14 protein-coding genes are annotated in these 15,359 nt (G+C 66.4%); all 14 read left to right on the forward strand.

Going from position 1 to position 15,359, the window contains the following annotated elements:
* Nucleotides 1-72: 72 nt before the first annotated feature.
* The 14 genes from P5W98_RS01835 to pyrF all read left to right on the forward strand — a co-directional run bounded on the left by P5W98_RS01835 (nucleotide 73) and on the right by pyrF (nucleotide 14,994).
* The gene (locus P5W98_RS01835) at nucleotides 73-1,044 is read left to right on the forward strand and encodes a MurR/RpiR family transcriptional regulator (protein ID WP_421042590.1); all 972 of its coding nucleotides are present in this window, start codon (nucleotides 73-75) and stop codon (nucleotides 1,042-1,044) included.
* A gap of 55 nt (nucleotides 1,045-1,099) precedes the next feature.
* Complete coding sequence (locus tag P5W98_RS01840; protein ID WP_421042589.1) at nucleotides 1,100-2,584, forward strand: N-acyl-D-amino-acid deacylase family protein; 1,485 nt, start codon at nucleotides 1,100-1,102, stop codon at nucleotides 2,582-2,584.
* Nucleotides 2,585-2,637: 53 nt separating this feature from the next.
* Nucleotides 2,638-3,027, forward strand: coding sequence for a RidA family protein (locus P5W98_RS01845; RefSeq protein ID WP_028216230.1), 390 nt, complete (start codon nucleotides 2,638-2,640; stop codon nucleotides 3,025-3,027).
* Nucleotides 3,028-3,528: 501 nt separating this feature from the next.
* Nucleotides 3,529-4,497: an IclR family transcriptional regulator gene (locus P5W98_RS01850; protein WP_421022969.1), complete on the forward strand. Its 969-nt coding sequence runs from the start codon at nucleotides 3,529-3,531 to the stop codon at nucleotides 4,495-4,497.
* Nucleotides 4,494-5,564 carry a 2-dehydro-3-deoxygalactonokinase gene (locus tag P5W98_RS01855; RefSeq protein ID WP_421073479.1) on the forward strand — a complete coding sequence of 357 codons (1,071 nt, stop codon included), beginning with the start codon at nucleotides 4,494-4,496 and terminating at the stop codon, nucleotides 5,562-5,564. The genes P5W98_RS01850 and P5W98_RS01855 overlap by 4 nt, the downstream gene beginning before the upstream one ends.
* A 34-nt stretch (nucleotides 5,565-5,598) precedes the next feature.
* Complete coding sequence (locus P5W98_RS01860) at nucleotides 5,599-6,297, forward strand: 2-dehydro-3-deoxy-6-phosphogalactonate aldolase (RefSeq protein ID WP_421042587.1); 699 nt, start codon at nucleotides 5,599-5,601, stop codon at nucleotides 6,295-6,297.
* On the forward strand, nucleotides 6,294-7,073 hold the full coding sequence (locus tag P5W98_RS01865; RefSeq protein WP_421042586.1) for an SDR family oxidoreductase: 780 nt from the start codon (nucleotides 6,294-6,296) through the stop codon (nucleotides 7,071-7,073). Before P5W98_RS01860 ends, P5W98_RS01865 begins: the two co-directional genes overlap by 4 nt.
* Nucleotides 7,074-7,183: 110 nt before the next feature.
* Nucleotides 7,184-8,185, forward strand: a complete 1,002-nt coding sequence (locus P5W98_RS01870; protein ID WP_421042585.1) for an arabinose ABC transporter substrate-binding protein — start codon at nucleotides 7,184-7,186, stop codon at nucleotides 8,183-8,185.
* Between the two features lie 138 nt (nucleotides 8,186-8,323).
* Complete coding sequence (araG, locus tag P5W98_RS01875) at nucleotides 8,324-9,835, forward strand: L-arabinose ABC transporter ATP-binding protein AraG (protein ID WP_421042584.1); 1,512 nt, start codon at nucleotides 8,324-8,326, stop codon at nucleotides 9,833-9,835.
* A 23-nt stretch (nucleotides 9,836-9,858) separates the two neighbouring features.
* Nucleotides 9,859-10,896: an L-arabinose ABC transporter permease AraH gene (gene araH / locus P5W98_RS01880; protein ID WP_421022975.1), complete on the forward strand. Its 1,038-nt coding sequence runs from the start codon at nucleotides 9,859-9,861 to the stop codon at nucleotides 10,894-10,896.
* A 45-nt stretch (nucleotides 10,897-10,941) separates the two neighbouring features.
* Complete coding sequence (locus P5W98_RS01885; protein WP_421042583.1) at nucleotides 10,942-11,730, forward strand: SDR family NAD(P)-dependent oxidoreductase; 789 nt, start codon at nucleotides 10,942-10,944, stop codon at nucleotides 11,728-11,730.
* Nucleotides 11,727-12,674 (forward strand): SMP-30/gluconolactonase/LRE family protein, encoded by a 948-nt coding sequence (locus P5W98_RS01890; RefSeq protein ID WP_421042582.1) that lies wholly within the window; start codon nucleotides 11,727-11,729, stop codon nucleotides 12,672-12,674. The genes P5W98_RS01885 and P5W98_RS01890 overlap by 4 nt, the downstream gene beginning before the upstream one ends.
* Before the next feature lie 241 nt (nucleotides 12,675-12,915).
* Entirely contained in the window at nucleotides 12,916-14,061 is a 1,146-nt protein-coding gene (locus P5W98_RS01895; RefSeq protein WP_421042581.1) for an aldose 1-epimerase, read from the forward strand.
* Nucleotides 14,062-14,178: 117 nt separating this feature from the next.
* Nucleotides 14,179-14,994, forward strand: a complete 816-nt coding sequence (pyrF, locus tag P5W98_RS01900; RefSeq protein ID WP_421042580.1) for an orotidine-5'-phosphate decarboxylase — start codon at nucleotides 14,179-14,181, stop codon at nucleotides 14,992-14,994.
* Nucleotides 14,995-15,359: the final 365 nt, after the last annotated feature.

Genomic DNA, 15,359 nt, shown 5'->3' on the forward strand with positions numbered 1-15,359 from the left:
CAGGTCCGGCGTTGACTTGGAGATAGTACACAAAGTACCATCTGTTCGGGAAATGTTATTTATTAACAAAACATGAATTCAGCCGCCGAACCGGGACGTTTCGACATCGTCGCCCGAATCGCGCAATGCGTGCCGGATTTGCGTCCGGCCGAGCGCGATGTCGCGGCCCTGATTCTCGACGACCTCGCTGCCGCCGCGCGGGCGAGCATCGGCGAGCTGGCGCGGCGCGCGGGCGTGAGCGTGGCCTCCGTCACACGCTTTGCGAAGGCGGTGGGCTGTCACGATGTGCGCGAGCTCAAGCTGCGGCTCGCCCAGGCCGCCGCCGTGGGCGAGCGATTCTTGCGCGCGGCTCAGGACGAAGGCAGCCGCCGGGGCGCGGGCAAAGGCGGATCTGGCAAACCACGCCGCGGGGCGGCGTCGCCGGCGGCGCAGCCCGAAGAGGGGCTCGCCACGCGCGTCTACGACGAAATCCACGCAGCGCTCGCGCGCAATCATGAGCTGCTGCGCCACGCGCCGTTTGCCGAGGTCGCCGCTGCGCTGGCCAAGGCGCGCATGATCTATGTGTTCGGCATGGGCGGCGGCTCCAGCGCGCTCGCCGACGAAATGCGCTTTCGCCTCGTGCGCCTCGGCCGGCCGGTCGCGTCGTATCAGGACAGTTTGCTGCAGCGGATGGTCGCAAGCACGCTATCGTCCGATTGTGTCGTGATCGCGCTTTCCGTAACAGGACGCGTGCCCGAGCTGCTCGATGCGTGCCGCATCGCGCGCGACTACGGGGCGAAGCTGGTCGCGCTTACCGCGCCGGCATCGCCGCTGGCCGCGCTCGCCGACTGGCTCGTGCCGCTCGTCGCGAGCGAGACCGATTTCATTTACAAGCCCTCGTCGTCGCGATACGCGATGATGATGGCGATCGACGTGCTCGTGACGGAGCTCGCGCTGGCGCAGCCTGAAGCGAGCCGCGAATTGCTGCGCCGCATGAAGCTTACGCTCGACACGCATCGCGGCATTGCCGGGCGCGGCGGCGAGCGTCAACCACTGGGCGACTGAACCCAATACGCGCGAGGCGCCAACGCCAGACGCGCTATCGACAGGAGACTGTGCCATGCATTCGCATCCGGAAGCCGCCGACACCCTGATCTTCGGCGCCATGTTGTACGACGGCACGGGCGCGCCGGGCGTCGAGCGCGATGTCGCGCTGCGCGACGGGCGCATCGCCGCCATCGGCAATCTGTCGAACTGGCTGGCGGAGGAAGTGATCGAGGCCGAGGGGCGCGCGCTTGCGCCAGGCTTCATCGACGTCCATACGCACGACGACACGCACGTGATCCGCTCGCCGCAGATGTTGCCCAAGATCAGCCAGGGCGTGACCACGGTGGTCGTCGGCAACTGCGGGATCAGCGCTGCGCCGGTGTCGCTCAAGGGCGATCCTGCCGATGGCGGCCCCCCCGATCCGATGAATCTGCTCGGCGAGCGCGACGCGTTCCAGTACCCGACCTTCGCGGCGTACGTCGACGCCGTGAACGCCGCGAAGCCCGCGGTGAACGTGGGCGCGCTGATCGGTCATACGGCGCTGCGCAGCAACCACATGGACGATCTCAAGCGCGCCGCCACTGGCGACGAGATCGCGGCCATGCGCGCGCAGCTCGAAGAGGCGCTCACGCATGGCGCGCTCGGACTCTCCACGGGCCTCGCGTATGGCAACGCCTTCGCGGCGTCGACCGAAGAAGTCCTCTCGCTTGCGGAGCCGCTCGCCGCCGCCGGCGCCCTCTACACGACGCACATGCGCACCGAATTCGACGCCATCCTCGAAGCCATGGAGGAGGCGTATCACATCGGCAAGCACGCGCGCGTGCCGGTCGTCATTTCACACCTCAAATGCGCGGGCCCGTCGAACTGGGGGCGCAGCGCGGAAGTGCTCGCGTCGCTCGAAGGCGCGCGCAAGTATCAGCCGGTGGGCTGCGATTGCTATCCGTACAGCCGCAGTTCATCGACGCTCGATCTCAAGCAGGTGACGGGCGACATCGACATCACGATCACGTGGTCGACGCCGCATCCCGAGCAGGCGGGCAAGCTCATCAAGGACATCGCGGCCGAGTGGGGCGTCTCGCAGCAGGAGGCCGGCAAGCGCTTGCAGCCAGCGGGCGCGGTCTATCACAACATGTCCGAGGACGATGTGCGCCGCATCCTCTCGCATCCCGCGACGATGGTGGGCTCGGACGGCCTGCCCAACGACCCGCTGCCGCATCCGCGCCTGTGGGGCGCATTCCCGCGCGTGCTGGGCCATTACGCGCGCGACGCTGCACTGCTGCCGCTCGAAGAGGCGGTGCGCAAGATGACGGGTTTGTCGGCGCGGCGCTTCGGTCTCACGCAGCGCGGCGAGGTGCACGTGGGCTGGCATGCCGACCTCGTGCTGTTCGATCCCGCGAAGGTGCGCGACGCCGCGACTTTCGAGCAGCCGCAGCAGGTGGCAGAAGGCATCGACGCAGTGTGGGTGAACGGCGTGCTGTCGTACCGCGACGGCCAGCCAACCGGCGAACGCGCGGGCCACTTCGTCGCGCGGGGCACGCGCGACGCTCAGGTTTTCTAAGTTATTTTTTCGCGCACATGGTTGCGCGCCAGGCGAACTCAAAGGAGCAAACGATGAAACGAATTGGAGCAGAAGGCGGCAAGGGCCAGGGCGGACAACATCTGCCGTTCGCGCGCGCGGTGGAGGCCGACGGCTGGCTGTATGTCTCGGGCCAGACGCCGATGGAAGGCGGCGAGGTGATCAACGGCGGCATCGTCGAGCAATCGCATAAAGCCATCCAGAACCTTTTCGCTATCCTGAAGGAAGCGGGCTATGGCGCGGAGCACGTGGTGCGCTGCGGCGTGTGGCTCGACGATGCGCGCGACTTCCAGTCGTTCAACAAGGTGTTCCGCGAGTACTTCGGCGAACATCCGCCGGCGCGCGCCTGCGTGCAGTCGAGCATGGTGGTGGACTGCAAGGTCGAAGTCGATTGCGTCGCTTACAAGGCGCCGGCAGGGAAGTAATGCGGGTGGGGCGTGAGAGCGCTTCGTGAATGTCGTTGATCACTGTGCGACAAGCACGCAAAAACCGTACAAGCGGCCGCCAGGCGATCTGGCGGCCGTTTTTTTATTCTCATTGCCGGCATCTTTGGACGTCCAGCGACATGCCGTTAGCCATCCGGCCAGGGGATGAAATTCCCAATATGTGAGCGCCCCAATCACATATTGGAGATCGCAGAAAAACCGACCTACAATCCGATCCATCCGACATGACGCGCCACACGCCCCAGACAGCGGGTGGCAGTTGGCAAGTCGGCATAGCCCAGACAAAAGCTCGCGGCCGCGCAATGCGTGCGGTTCAGCGGGCAAGCATCGGAGACGTCAGCCATGTTCCAGTCCGCGAATCGCGTGGCCTTGTGCCGTCCACCGTCGCGCGCAAAAGCGCGCCCCAGCGATTCGCACCATGGTCCGCAGGCTGTCGCTTGACGCCGTGCGTTTATCCCCGTCTTTCTGAACGGCCTCGCCATGAACAAAGCGATGTCCCCGAATTTCGCCGAACGCTTTACGAACGCCGAGGCAGAGTCGGCCGCTGAATCCGCCGCGGACGCTCCAGGCGCCGCTGGCCGCGCGCAATCACAAGCCAAATCCCGCGCCGGCGCCGACGAAATCGTCGGCCTGCCGGGCGCGCTGCTCGACGGCTCGGCGCAAGCCGGCACGCAGACGCTCCTGCGCGGCCTCGCCATTCTCGAAGCCGCCGCTGCCGGCGTGCGCGATCTGCGCTCGTTCGGCGCCGTGCTCGGCACGACGCGCAGCACCACGCACCGGCTCGTTTCCAGCCTCGTGCAGGCGCGCTATCTGCGCCAGGTGCAGGGCGGCTATCTGCTCGGACCCAAGCTCATCGAACTCGGCACGATCGCGCTCGAGCAAATGCCGCTCACGGCCGTCGCGCGCACGCATCTCGAAGCGCTCGCCGAGGCGACGCTCGACACGATTCACCTCGGCGTGCGCGATGGCGACGACGTGCTCTACATCGACAAGATCCCCGGCCAGCGCGGCCTCGAAATGCGCTCGCGCGTGGGGCACCGCATGCCGCTCGCGTCCACGGGTATCGGCAAGGCCATGATGCTGGATCTCTCGCCGCAGTCGTGGCGCGACTTGTTCGAGGCGTCGCGGCGCGCGCTGGCGGGCGTGAGCTTTCGCCCCGATCACAATCTCGATCCCGATACCTTCCTCAAGCGCATGGCCACGTACTCGGCCGGCGGCTACACGTTCGATCTCGAGGAAAACGAAATTTCGATTCGCTGCGTGGCCGCGCCGGTGCGCGATGCGTCGGGGGCGATCGTGGCGGCGCTATCCGTGGCGAGCACGATTCCCTACATGCCGCTCGAACGCATGGACGAACTGATTGCGGTCGTGCAGCGCGAGGCGCGCGCGATCTCGCAGGAGCTCGGTTGGCGCGTGCCGCAGCCCGCGACGCGCCGGATCCGACGATGAGCGCGCACACCGCGGCGGCGCGCAGGGCGCAGGGCAAACCGGATGCCGCCAGGGCCAAACCAGCGGCGCTCATCGCGCTCGATTGGGGCACGACTTCGCTGCGCGCGTATTTGTTCGATGCGTCGGGCGAAGTGCTCGACACGCGCATGTCGACGGCTGGGATCATGAATCTGCCGGTGCCGGCAGAAGAAGGCGGTTTCGACGCCGCGTTCGACGAGGCTTGCGGCGTGTGGCTCGCGCAGTCGAGCGCGCTGCCGGTGCTCGCGGCGGGCATGGTCGGCAGCGCCCAGGGCTGGGTGTCGGCGCCGTATGTGGAAACGCCCGCAGGCGAAGACGCGCTGGTGGCCGGCATCGTCAGGGTGCGCACGGCCAGCGGTGTGGAGGTGGCCGTGGTGCCGGGCGTGCTGGAGCCGGGTGCGTTGCCCAATGTCATGCGCGGCGAGGAAACGCAGATCTTTGGCGCTTTGGGTGCGCAGATCGATGCGGATCCGTCGAGCCCATCGACGAAACACCCTTCGGCGCAGCCGGCGCTGATCGGCTTGCCCGGCACGCACGCGAAATGGGTGGTGGTGGAGGGCGCGCGCATTGCGCGCTTCTACACCTTCATGACGGGCGAAGTCTACGCGGCGCTCACGGCGCACACGATCCTCGGCCGCACCATGAAGCGGCCCGCCACGCCCGATACGGCGGCGTTCCTGCGCGGCGTGACGGTGGCGCGCGAACACGGTTGTGCGGGCGTGCTGGCGACTGCGTTCAGCACGCGCACGCTGGGCCTCACCGATCAGCTTGCCGCCGATGAGCAGCCCGACTATCTCTCGGGCCTCCTGATCGGTCACGAACTGGCGGGGCTCGACGCAGTGCTCGCGCGCCGCGACGTGGAGCTGGCGGCATGCGCGCCGCGCCTGATTGGCGCCGATGCGCTGTGTGAGCGCTATCGGCTCGCGCTCGCGCAGTTCGGCTGCGGCGGCGCGCAGATCGTGCATCGGGCGACCGAGCGCGGGCTGTGGCGCATCGCGGTGCGCGCCGGCCTCGTGGCGCCAACGAACCAGACGAACCAGACGGCGTGAGCCGGGCAGAAAGCAACTCACAGGACTACGCACGATGGAACCCGACTTGAACTTGCCGGCCCCGTACACGCCTCACGCAGGCTTCATGGCCGCATTTGGCGCCTGCCGGATGGTCGCGATCATGCGCGGCATCCAGCCCGCCGAAGCTGCCGACCATGGCCGCGCGCTCTACGAGGCAGGCTTCCGGCTCATCGAGGTGCCGCTCAATTCGCCGTCGCCGCTCGAGAGCATCGCGGCGCTGCGCGCGGCGCTGCCCTCCGACGCCATGATCGGTGCGGGCACGGTGCTCACGACGGCGCACGTGCGCGACGTCAAGGCTGCCGGCGGCGAACTGATCGTGATGCCGCACGCGGACACCGACGTGATTCTCGCGGCCAAACTGCAAGGCCTCGCCTGCGTGCCGGGCGTGGCGACGCCGACCGAAGCGTTCGCGGCGCTCAAATGCGGCGCCGATGCGCTCAAGATGTTCCCCGCCGAGCAACTGGGCCCCGAGGTGACGAAGGCATGGCGCGCGGTCATTCCCGGCGTCGTGCCGCTTCTGCCCGTGGGCGGCGTGAAGCCGGACAACATGGGGCCGCAGCTGGCGGCGGGCGCGAGCGGCTTCGGCCTGGGGTCCGCGCTCTACAAGCCGGGGCAGGACGTGGCGGCGACGCGTGCGAATGCGCTCGCGTTCATCGCGGGCTGGCGCGCCACCCAAAACGCACAAGCCGGCGTGCAAGGAGCGAAAGCGTGAACCGCCTGGACGGCAAGGTCGCGATCGTGACCGGCGCGGGACGCGGCATCGGTGCCGCGATCGCGCGCGCGTTTGCGGCCGAGGGCGCGGCGGTCGTGCTTGCCGAGCTCGACGGCGCGAGCGCCGAGGCCACGGCGCGCGAGATCGCGCAGGCGCAGCCCGGCGCGCGCACGCTCGCGGTGCCTACCGACGTCACGCAAGCAACGTCGGTGCAAGCAGCAGTGGCCGCCGCCGGGCGCGCGTTCGGCCCCGTCGACGTGCTCGTGAACAACGCGGGCATCAACGTGTTCGCGGACCCGCTCACGATGACCGACGACGATTGGCGCCGCTGCTTCGCCGTCGATCTGGACGGCGTCTGGAACGGCTGCCGCGCCGTGCTGCCCGGCATGATCGAGCGCCGCGCAGGCAGCATCGTGAACATCGCCTCGACGCACGCGTTCCAGATCATTCCGGGCTGCTTCCCGTACCCGGTTGCGAAGCACGGCGTGATCGGCCTCACGCGGGCCCTCGGCATCGAATACGCGCCGAAGAACGTGCGCGTGAACGCGATCGCGCCGGGCTACATTGAAACGCAACTCACGCACGACTGGTGGAACGCGCAGCCCGACCCCGAGGCGGCACGCCGCGCGACGCTCGAATTGCCGCCGATGAAGCGCATCGGCCGGCCGGAGGAGGTCGCGATGACAGCCGTGTTCCTCGCCTCGGACGAAGCGCCGTTCATCAACGCGAGCTGCATCACGATCGATGGCGGGCGCACGGCGCTGCATCACGAGTAGAGAAGAAAAGAACACGCAGGACCTTTGCCGCAGCGCTGGCCGCGCGCGGGCGGATGAAGAAAAAGCGGCCGCTACCTTCCCGTGACTGAAGAAGACAGGAGACAGACACCATGCAACGCAGGATTTTCCTCACGCTGTTGGCCGCCGCAACGACCGCGATGCTCGCACAGGCCCCTGTTGCGCAGGCCGCCGACCCGGTCAAGATCGGCTTTCTGGTGAAGCAGCCCGAAGAGCCGTGGTTCCAGGACGAGTGGAAGTTTGCCGAGATGGCTGCCAGGAAGGATGGCTTCACGCTCGTGAAGATCGGCGCGCCTTCGGGCGAGAAGGTCATGAGCGCGATCGACAATCTCGCGGCGCAAAAGGCCCAGGGCTTCATCATCTGCACGCCCGACGTGAAGCTCGGGCCGGGCATCGTCGCCAAGGCCAAGGCCGACAAGCTCAAGATGATGACCGTGGACGACCGCCTCGTCGACGGCGCGGGCAAACCGATCGAAGCCGTGCCGCACATGGGCATCTCCGCCTACAACATCGGCAAGCAGGTGGGCGACGGCATTGCTGCCGAGATCAAGAAGCGCGGCTGGGACATGAAGGACGTGGGCGCCATCGACGTGACCTACGAGCAGTTGCCGACCGCGCATGACCGCACGACGGGCGCGACCGACGCGCTGGTGGCCGCGGGCTTCCCGAAGGCCAACATCATCGCCGCGCCGCAGGCCAAGACCGATACGGAGAACGCCTTCAACGCCGCCAATATCGCGCTCACCAAGAACCCGCAGTTCAAGCACTGGGTGGCCTACGGCCTGAACGACGAAGCCGTGCTGGGCGCCGTGCGCGCTGCGGAAGGCCGCGGCTTCAAGGCCGACAACATGATCGGCATCGGCATCGGCGGCTCGGACTCCGCGCTCAACGAGTTCAAGAAGCCCGAGCCGACCGGCTTCTTCGGCACGGTCATCATCAGCCCGAAGCGCCACGGCGAGGAGACGTCGGAGCTCATGTACGCGTGGATCACGCAAGGCAAGACGCCGCCGATGCTCACGCTCACGACCGGCATGCTGGCGACGCGCGACAACGTGGGTCAGGTGCGCGAGCAGATGGGACTTGCCTCGAAGTAGGAAAGAAAAGCTTTCACGCGAAGGAAGGGGTTTGAGGTATTTCCCGCTGCAAGGCGGCCGGCGTGCGAGCGAAGCAGGCGAAGCGCGCGCCGGCCGTATGCGGCGAATCGGCAGTGAATCGAATGAGAGGAAACCGAAGTGTCAGCGACACTGCGTTTTGACAATATCGGCAAGGTGTTTCCCGGCGTGCGCGCGCTCGATGGCGTGTCGTTCGACGTGCATGCGGGCGAAGTGCATGGCTTGATGGGCGAGAACGGCGCGGGCAAGTCCACGCTGCTGAAGATTCTCGGCGGCGAGTATCAGCCCGATTCGGGCCGCATCCTGATGGATGGCAACGAGGTGCGCTTCGCCGATGCGGCCGCGTCGATCGGCGCGGGCATTGCCGTGATTCACCAGGAGCTGCAATATGTGCCCGACCTCACGGTCGCGGAGAATCTGTTGCTGGGCGCGCTGCCCAATGCGCTCGGCTGGGTGAAGCGCGGCGAGGCGCGCCGGTTCGTGCGCGAGCGGCTTGCCGCGATGGGCGTGGATCTCGATCCCGCCGCGAAGCTGCGCAAGCTCTCCATCGCGCAGCGCCAGATGGTGGAAATCTGCAAGGCGCTGCTGCGCAATGCGCGCGTGATCGCGCTCGACGAGCCCACGAGTTCGCTCTCGCACCGCGAGACCGAGGTGCTTTTCAAGCTCGTGCGCGAGCTGCGTGCCGATAGCCGCGCGCTCATCTACATCTCGCATCGCATGGACGAGATTTACGAGCTCTGCAATGCCTGCACGATTTTCCGCGACGGCCGCAAGATCGCCTCGCATGAGAAGCTCGAAGAGGTCAAGCGCACGACGCTCGTGGCCGAAATGGTGGGTCGCGAGATCAGCGACATTTACAACTACTCGCCGCGCGAGCATGGCAAGGTGCGCTTCGCGGTGCGCGGCATCGAAGGGCATCCGCTCAACGAGGCGGCCAGCTTCGAAGTCAAGGCGGGCGAGATCGTCGGCTTTTTCGGGCTCGTGGGAGCGGGTCGCAGCGAGCTCATGCAGCTGATCTACGGCACGCACAAGCGGCGTGCGGGCGAGATCGAGCTCGACGGCAAGCCGATCCGCGTGAAGTGCGCGAGCGACGCGATTCGCCATGGCATCGTGCTGTGCCCGGAAGACCGCAAGGAACAGGGAATCGTTGCGATGGCAACGGTATCGGAGAACATCAACATCAGCTGCCGCCGTCATTTCCTGCGCGCGGGCATGTTTCTCGATCGCAAGAAGGAAGCCGAAACGGCTGACCGCTTCATCAAGCTGCTGAAGATCAAGACGCCGAGCCGCCGCCAGAAGATCCGCTTTCTTTCGGGCGGCAACCAGCAGAAGGCGATTCTGTCGCGCTGGCTCGCCGAGCCCGACCTCAAAGTGGTGATTCTCGACGAGCCCACGCGCGGCATCGACGTCGGTGCGAAGCACGAAATCTACAACGTGATCTACCAGCTGGCTGCGCGCGGCTGCGCGATCGTGATGGTGTCATCGGAATTGCCGGAGGTGCTTGGCGTGTCGGACCGCATCGTGGTCATGCGCGAAGGCCGCATTTCCGGCGAGTTGCCGCGCAGCGCGGCGAGCGAACATGCGGTGCTGGACCTCGCGCTGCCGCAGGGCGCGCAGGCAAAAGCCGCATGAGTGGACGGGGAGGAGTGACTGAAATGCAAGCGAGAGAAAACCTGGCGGCCGAAGCCGCCGATGCAGCGAAGAGCGTCGCGCACAGCGCCGCCGAAGCGCTGATTCCGAAGGCCAGCGACAAGCAGAAGTGGTGGCAGCAGATCACCGAGTACAGCCTCATCGTGATCTTCGCGATCATGTTCATCACGATGTCGCTGACCGTCGATCATTTCTTCTCGATCGAGAACATGCTTGGCCTCGCGCTGTCGATCTCGCAGATCGGCATGGTGGCCTGCACGATGATGTTCTGTCTCGCCTCGCGCGACTTCGATCTTTCCGTGGGCTCGACTGTCGCGTTCGCTGGCGTGCTCTGCGCGATGGTGCTCAACGCCACCAACAACACCTTCATCGCGATCGTTGCCGCCGTGGCCGCGGGGGCCGCGATCGGCTTCGTGAACGGCGCGGTGATCGCGTATCTGCGCATCAATGCGCTGATCACCACGCTCGCGACCATGGAGATCGTGCGCGGGCTCGGCTTCATCGTCTCGCATGGCCAGGCCGTGGGCGTGTCCTCCGACACCTTCATCGCCATGGGCACGGCATCGTTCTTCGGCGTGCAACTGCCGATCTGGGTCACGCTCGTGTGCTTCATCGTGTTCGGCGTGATGCTCAACCAGACCGTGTACGGGCGCAATACGCTCGCCATCGGCGGCAATCCGGAAGCTTCGCGGCTCGCGGGCATCAAGGTCGAGCGCACGCGCGTGTGGATCTTCCTGATCCAGGGCGCGGTGACGGCGCTTGCGGGCGTGATTCTGGCCTCGCGCATCACCTCTGGTCAGCCGAACGCGGCAGAAGGCTTCGAGCTGAACGTGATTTCCGCGTGCGTGCTGGGCGGCGTGTCGCTGCTCGGTGGCCGCGCGACGATCTCGGGCGTGGTGATCGGCGTGCTCATCATGGGCACGGTCGAGAACGTGATGAACTTGCTCAACATCGACGCGTTCTACCAGTACCTGGTGCGTGGCGCGATCCTGCTCGCGGCGGTGCTGCTCGACCAGTTGAAGAATCGCGGTGCGCGTGATTGAAGCCTGCGATCGGGCGATTAACTGAGCGATTAATCAGGAATCGATATGACAATGTCTTCCAGCAACGCGCATGAAGGCTATGCACGCTACCCGAGCCTCGCGGGCCGCGTGGTGTTGATAACGGGCGGTGCGACTGGCATCGGCGCCTCGTTCGTCGAGCACTTCGCCGCCCAGGGCGCGCGCGTGGCGTTCTTCGATATCGATGTGAGCGCGGGCCAGGCGCTGGCCGATACGCTCGGCGATTCGCGCCACAAGCCGCTCTTTCTCGCCTGCGACCTCACCGATATCGCCGCGCTGCGCGCGGCCATCGCCGATGTGAAAGCGGCACTCGGGCCCATCGAGGTGCTCGTGAACAATGCCGCGAATGACCGCCGGCATACGCTCGCCGAAGTCACGCCCGAGTCGTTCGACGCCGGGGTCGCCGTGAACTTGCGGCATCAACTTTTCGCGGTGCAGGCAGTAGCGGAGGACATGAAGGCCGCACGCGCGGGCTCGATCATCAACCTCGGCTCGATCAGCTGGATGCTCAAGCAGGCCGATCTGCCGGTCTACACGATGAGCAAATCGGCGGTGCAGGGGCTCACGCGCGGGCTCGCGAAAGACCTCGGGCAATACGGCATCCGCGTGAATTCGCTCTTGCCGGGCTGGGTGATGACCGAGAAGCAGCGGCGCCTGTGGCTCACCGACGAAGGGCGCGAGAACATCAAGCGCGGGCAATGCATCGACGCCGAACTGCTGCCCGAGGACCTCGCGCGCATGGCGCTTTTTCTGGCGGCCGACGACAGCCGCATGATCACCGCGCAGGAGATGGTGGTGGACGGAGGCTGGGCTTGAGCGCGAACCGAAGCGATCACCGAAGCGATCACGCAAAGGCACCGGACAACGCGTCGGCCGCGCTGCTGGTGGATGCGAAATGCGAGCTGGGCGAAGGCGCGACATGGTGCGCGCGCAGCGGCCGGCTGTATTGGACCGACATCGAAGGCAAGCGTTTGTGGCGCTACGACGTGCGCGAGGACCAGCACGTGACGTGGGCGATGCCGGAGCGCCTCGCCTGCTTCGCGCTTTGCGAGGACGCGCGCACGCTGCTGCTGGGCCTCGAGTCGCGGCTGGCGTTCTTCGACCTGGAAACGGGCGTGGTCGACACCATCGTCGAGGTCGAGCCCGGCGTGCCCACGCGCCTCAATGACGGGCGCTGCGACCGCGAGGGGCGTTTCGTGTTCGGCACGAAGTACGAGGCAACGCCGATGCAGGCAATCGGCGGGTTCTATCGTTTGAATCGCGACCTTACGCTCGAACGCCTGCCGTTGCCCGCGCCGGCGATTTCGAACAGCATCGCGTTCAGCCCCGACGGATCGACGATGTATTACTGCGATTCGCTCACGCGCAAGATCTGTGCGTGCGATTACAACGCGGGCGGTGTGGACGGGACGATTGCAAACCTGCGTGTCTTTACCACGCTGACGGACGAGACCGGCGTGCCGGACGGCTCGACCGTCGATGCAGAAGGCGGGTTGTGGAACGCGCAATGGGGCGGCGGGCGCGTGGTGCGCTACGGTGCGGATGGCGTGGAAACTACGCGCGTAAAGATTCCCACAGCGCAGCCTAGCTGCGTTACCCTCGGCGGAGTGTTGCTGGACACGCTTTATGTCACGAGCGCGCGTGCGGAAATGGAACCGGCGACGCTGGCGCGTGACCCGTATTCGGGCGGTGTCTTCGCAGTCCGAATCAGCCATGCGGGTCTTGTTGAGCCGCTGTTTCAAGGCGCTCGGCGCGCTTGATTGAAGGTATCGAGCGTTGCGCCGGAATCGCGCTGGAACCGTCTTGCAAGGTGGCCAGCGCGTGTAGACGCGTTGTAGTTCGGCAACAGAAAGCACCCGATAAAGAAAGAGCAGGGCGAACACAAGAAGCGGCCGCAGGACCCGTGCACGAGCAGGCAAGACGCGCGAGCACGGTGCCGGCAGGCCACCGGTGAGCCGCCTGTTGCGGCGGCGATCGATCATGCCTCTCGAGGAGCATCTCATGAGCGTTGCGAATTCCGCTGTGCGTCGGCCTGGCGCCTCGTCCGCCTCAACGGCTTCCGCCGTGTCACCTGCCGCTGCACGGCGTGCGCGGCTCGAAGCCGCCACCCATCCAGTCCTCGCGGGGCCGAGCACCTCGGCGGTGGCGATTGGTGCAGCAGGCACGGGCGACGTGGCCTGTGTGACGCTGGCGAACGCGTATCTGAGACTCGACGTCGCGCCGCAACTGGGCGGCGGCATCACGCGCTTCGACTGGCGCAGCGAAGGCGCGCTCGAGCCGGTATTCCGGCGCTGCGAGCGCGTGAACGCACGCATGGATCCGAACGAACTTGCGTGCTACCCGCTGCTGCCGTATTCGAATCGTATCGGCGCGGGGCGCTTTCAGTTTGGCGGACGGAAGATCGACGTGCCGCGCAATCGCGCGAGCGAGCCGTTGCCGATCCACGGCGATGGATGGCTCGCGCACTGGAGTATCGAGGAGGCCGATCGCGAGCGCGTGCGCCTCGTGCTCGATCGCAGTGACGGCGAGCCCTACGCCTATCGCGCCGTGCTCACCTATGCGCTCGACGGCGCGACGCTTGCGATGACGCTGGAAGTGGAGAACACGGGCCGCGAAGCGTTGCCGTTCGGCTTGGGCGTGCATCCGTTCCTTGCACGCGACGCGAGCACCGAGCTTTCCGCGCCCGCGAGCGGTCTGTGGCTATCGGGTGCCGACTGGCTGCCGGTGCGCCACGTACCCGCCCCGCCCGCGTGGCAGTTCGGCGTGGCGTATCCGTTGCCGGCGCAACTGGTGAACCACGCCTTCAGCGGCTGGAGCGGGCGCGCCGCCGTGGTCTGGGAACGCCGCCGGCTGTCGCTCTCGATCTGCGCGAACACCGACTATTACGTGCTCTACACGCCGCCTGGCGAGCGCTTCTTCTGCTTCGAGCCCGTCGATCATCCGATCAACGCGGTCAATCTCGAAGGCGGCGGCGGGGCGCATGGCATGACCGTGCTGGGTCACGGCGAGCGGCTCGTGCGGACGTTCAGCTTCACGGTCGAGCGCCTGGATATGCGCGCGGCAGCGAATCCGCACCGCGAGGGCGCGCGCGGGCGGTCCGGGGCACGAGGCGCGAAGGGTTCGCGCGGGCGGCGCGCGGCGGGCTGACGGTTGTTGACCGATGCCGCCGGGGCCGCGGTGTTTGTGGCGCGGCGCGATGCCGGCCGCCAAGCCGGGTAAAATACGCGCCGTTTTCCCTACACCGGCTCACCGCGAGTCTTCACCATGACTTCCTTTACTCAGACCCTCGGTGCCGCCTGGCAGCGCACCGGCTCGCTGCTGTGCGTCGGCCTCGACCCCGAGCCCACGAAATTCCCGGCCGCGCTGGCGGGCCGCAGCGACGCGATCTTCGAATTCTGCCGTGACATCGTCGATGCCACGGCGCCCTATGCGTGCTCGTTCAAGCCGCAAATCGCGTACTTTGCCGCGCATCGCGCCGAAGACCAGCTCGAGGCGCTGATCGCCCATATCCACGAGAAGCATCCGGGCCTGCCCGTGATCCTCGACGCCAAGCGCGGCGACATCGGCAGCACCGCCGAGCAGTACGCGCGCGAGGCGTTCGAGCGCTTCAAGGCCGATGCGGTGACGGTCAATCCCTATATGGGCTTCGACTCGATCGAGCCGTGGCTGGCGCATGAGGGCAAGGGCGTGATCGTGCTGTGCCGCACCTCGAACCCCGGCGGCTCCGATCTGCAATTCCTCACCGTCGATGGCAAGCCGCTCTACCAGATCGTGGCCTCGCTCGCGGCGCAAAAGTGGAACGCGAGCGGCGAGCTCGGCCTCGTGGTGGGCGCGACGTTCCCGAAGGAAATCGAGACGGTGCGCGCGCTCGTCGGTGACATGCCGCTGCTGATTCCCGGCATCGGCGCGCAAGGCGGCGACGTCGAAGCCACGGTGAAGGCGGGCCGCAGTGCCAATGGCACGGGCATGCTCATCAACTCGTCGCGCGCGATCATCTACGCGAGCAAGGGCGAGGATTATGCGCTTGCGGCTGCAAAGGCCGCGCAGGATACGCGCGACAAAATCAATGCGTATCGCTGATGCGGACGCGGACCGGCGCATGGAGCCGGTCCGCATCGGTGCTGTACGCTGAAGTCTGTATTCGGGCTTCCGGATATCAAGAAGTGTCCTTGTCTCTTTAAAATTTTTAAGAGCATTCTTATTAAAAGCCCAGCATTCCCTCAGTAATATCTGAGTCAACACGGGGCGAGATGTAGGAAGAGAGATTTCCTCCGTCGGGCAAACATCTCGTTCCCGGTCGACGAATGGCGATCGTCGCCAGTCAGGCGGCGGTGCAACGGAACACGCTGTAGGGAGCGTGTCGCGGATGGTTTAGGTCACCGTCTGCACATTTGGCAGGGCTTTTGCGGCGCATCCATGGGAGCGCCGCTTCTTTTTTTGTGCGC

The organism is Paraburkholderia sp. A1BS-2L (assembly GCF_051125205.1).
Lineage (GTDB): Bacteria > Pseudomonadota > Gammaproteobacteria > Burkholderiales > Burkholderiaceae > Paraburkholderia.

Excerpts from the sequence above, each read along its gene's own strand:
- P5W98_RS01835 (WP_421042590.1), top strand. The coding sequence starts at position 73 with ATGAATTCAGCCGCCGAACCGGGACGTTTCGACATCGTCGCCCGAATC.
- P5W98_RS01840 (WP_421042589.1), top strand. The coding sequence starts at position 1,100 with ATGCATTCGCATCCGGAAGCCGCCGACACCCTGATCTTCGGCGCCATG.
- P5W98_RS01845 (WP_028216230.1), top strand. The coding sequence starts at position 2,638 with ATGAAACGAATTGGAGCAGAAGGCGGCAAGGGCCAGGGCGGACAACAT.
- P5W98_RS01850 (WP_421022969.1), top strand. The coding sequence starts at position 3,529 with ATGAACAAAGCGATGTCCCCGAATTTCGCCGAACGCTTTACGAACGCC.
- P5W98_RS01855 (WP_421073479.1), top strand. The coding sequence starts at position 4,494 with ATGAGCGCGCACACCGCGGCGGCGCGCAGGGCGCAGGGCAAACCGGAT.
- P5W98_RS01860 (WP_421042587.1), top strand. The coding sequence starts at position 5,599 with ATGGAACCCGACTTGAACTTGCCGGCCCCGTACACGCCTCACGCAGGC.
- P5W98_RS01870 (WP_421042585.1), top strand. The coding sequence starts at position 7,184 with ATGCAACGCAGGATTTTCCTCACGCTGTTGGCCGCCGCAACGACCGCG.
- araH (WP_421022975.1), top strand. The coding sequence starts at position 9,859 with ATGCAAGCGAGAGAAAACCTGGCGGCCGAAGCCGCCGATGCAGCGAAG.
- P5W98_RS01885 (WP_421042583.1), top strand. The coding sequence starts at position 10,942 with ATGACAATGTCTTCCAGCAACGCGCATGAAGGCTATGCACGCTACCCG.
- P5W98_RS01895 (WP_421042581.1), top strand. The coding sequence starts at position 12,916 with ATGAGCGTTGCGAATTCCGCTGTGCGTCGGCCTGGCGCCTCGTCCGCC.
- pyrF (WP_421042580.1), top strand. The coding sequence starts at position 14,179 with ATGACTTCCTTTACTCAGACCCTCGGTGCCGCCTGGCAGCGCACCGGC.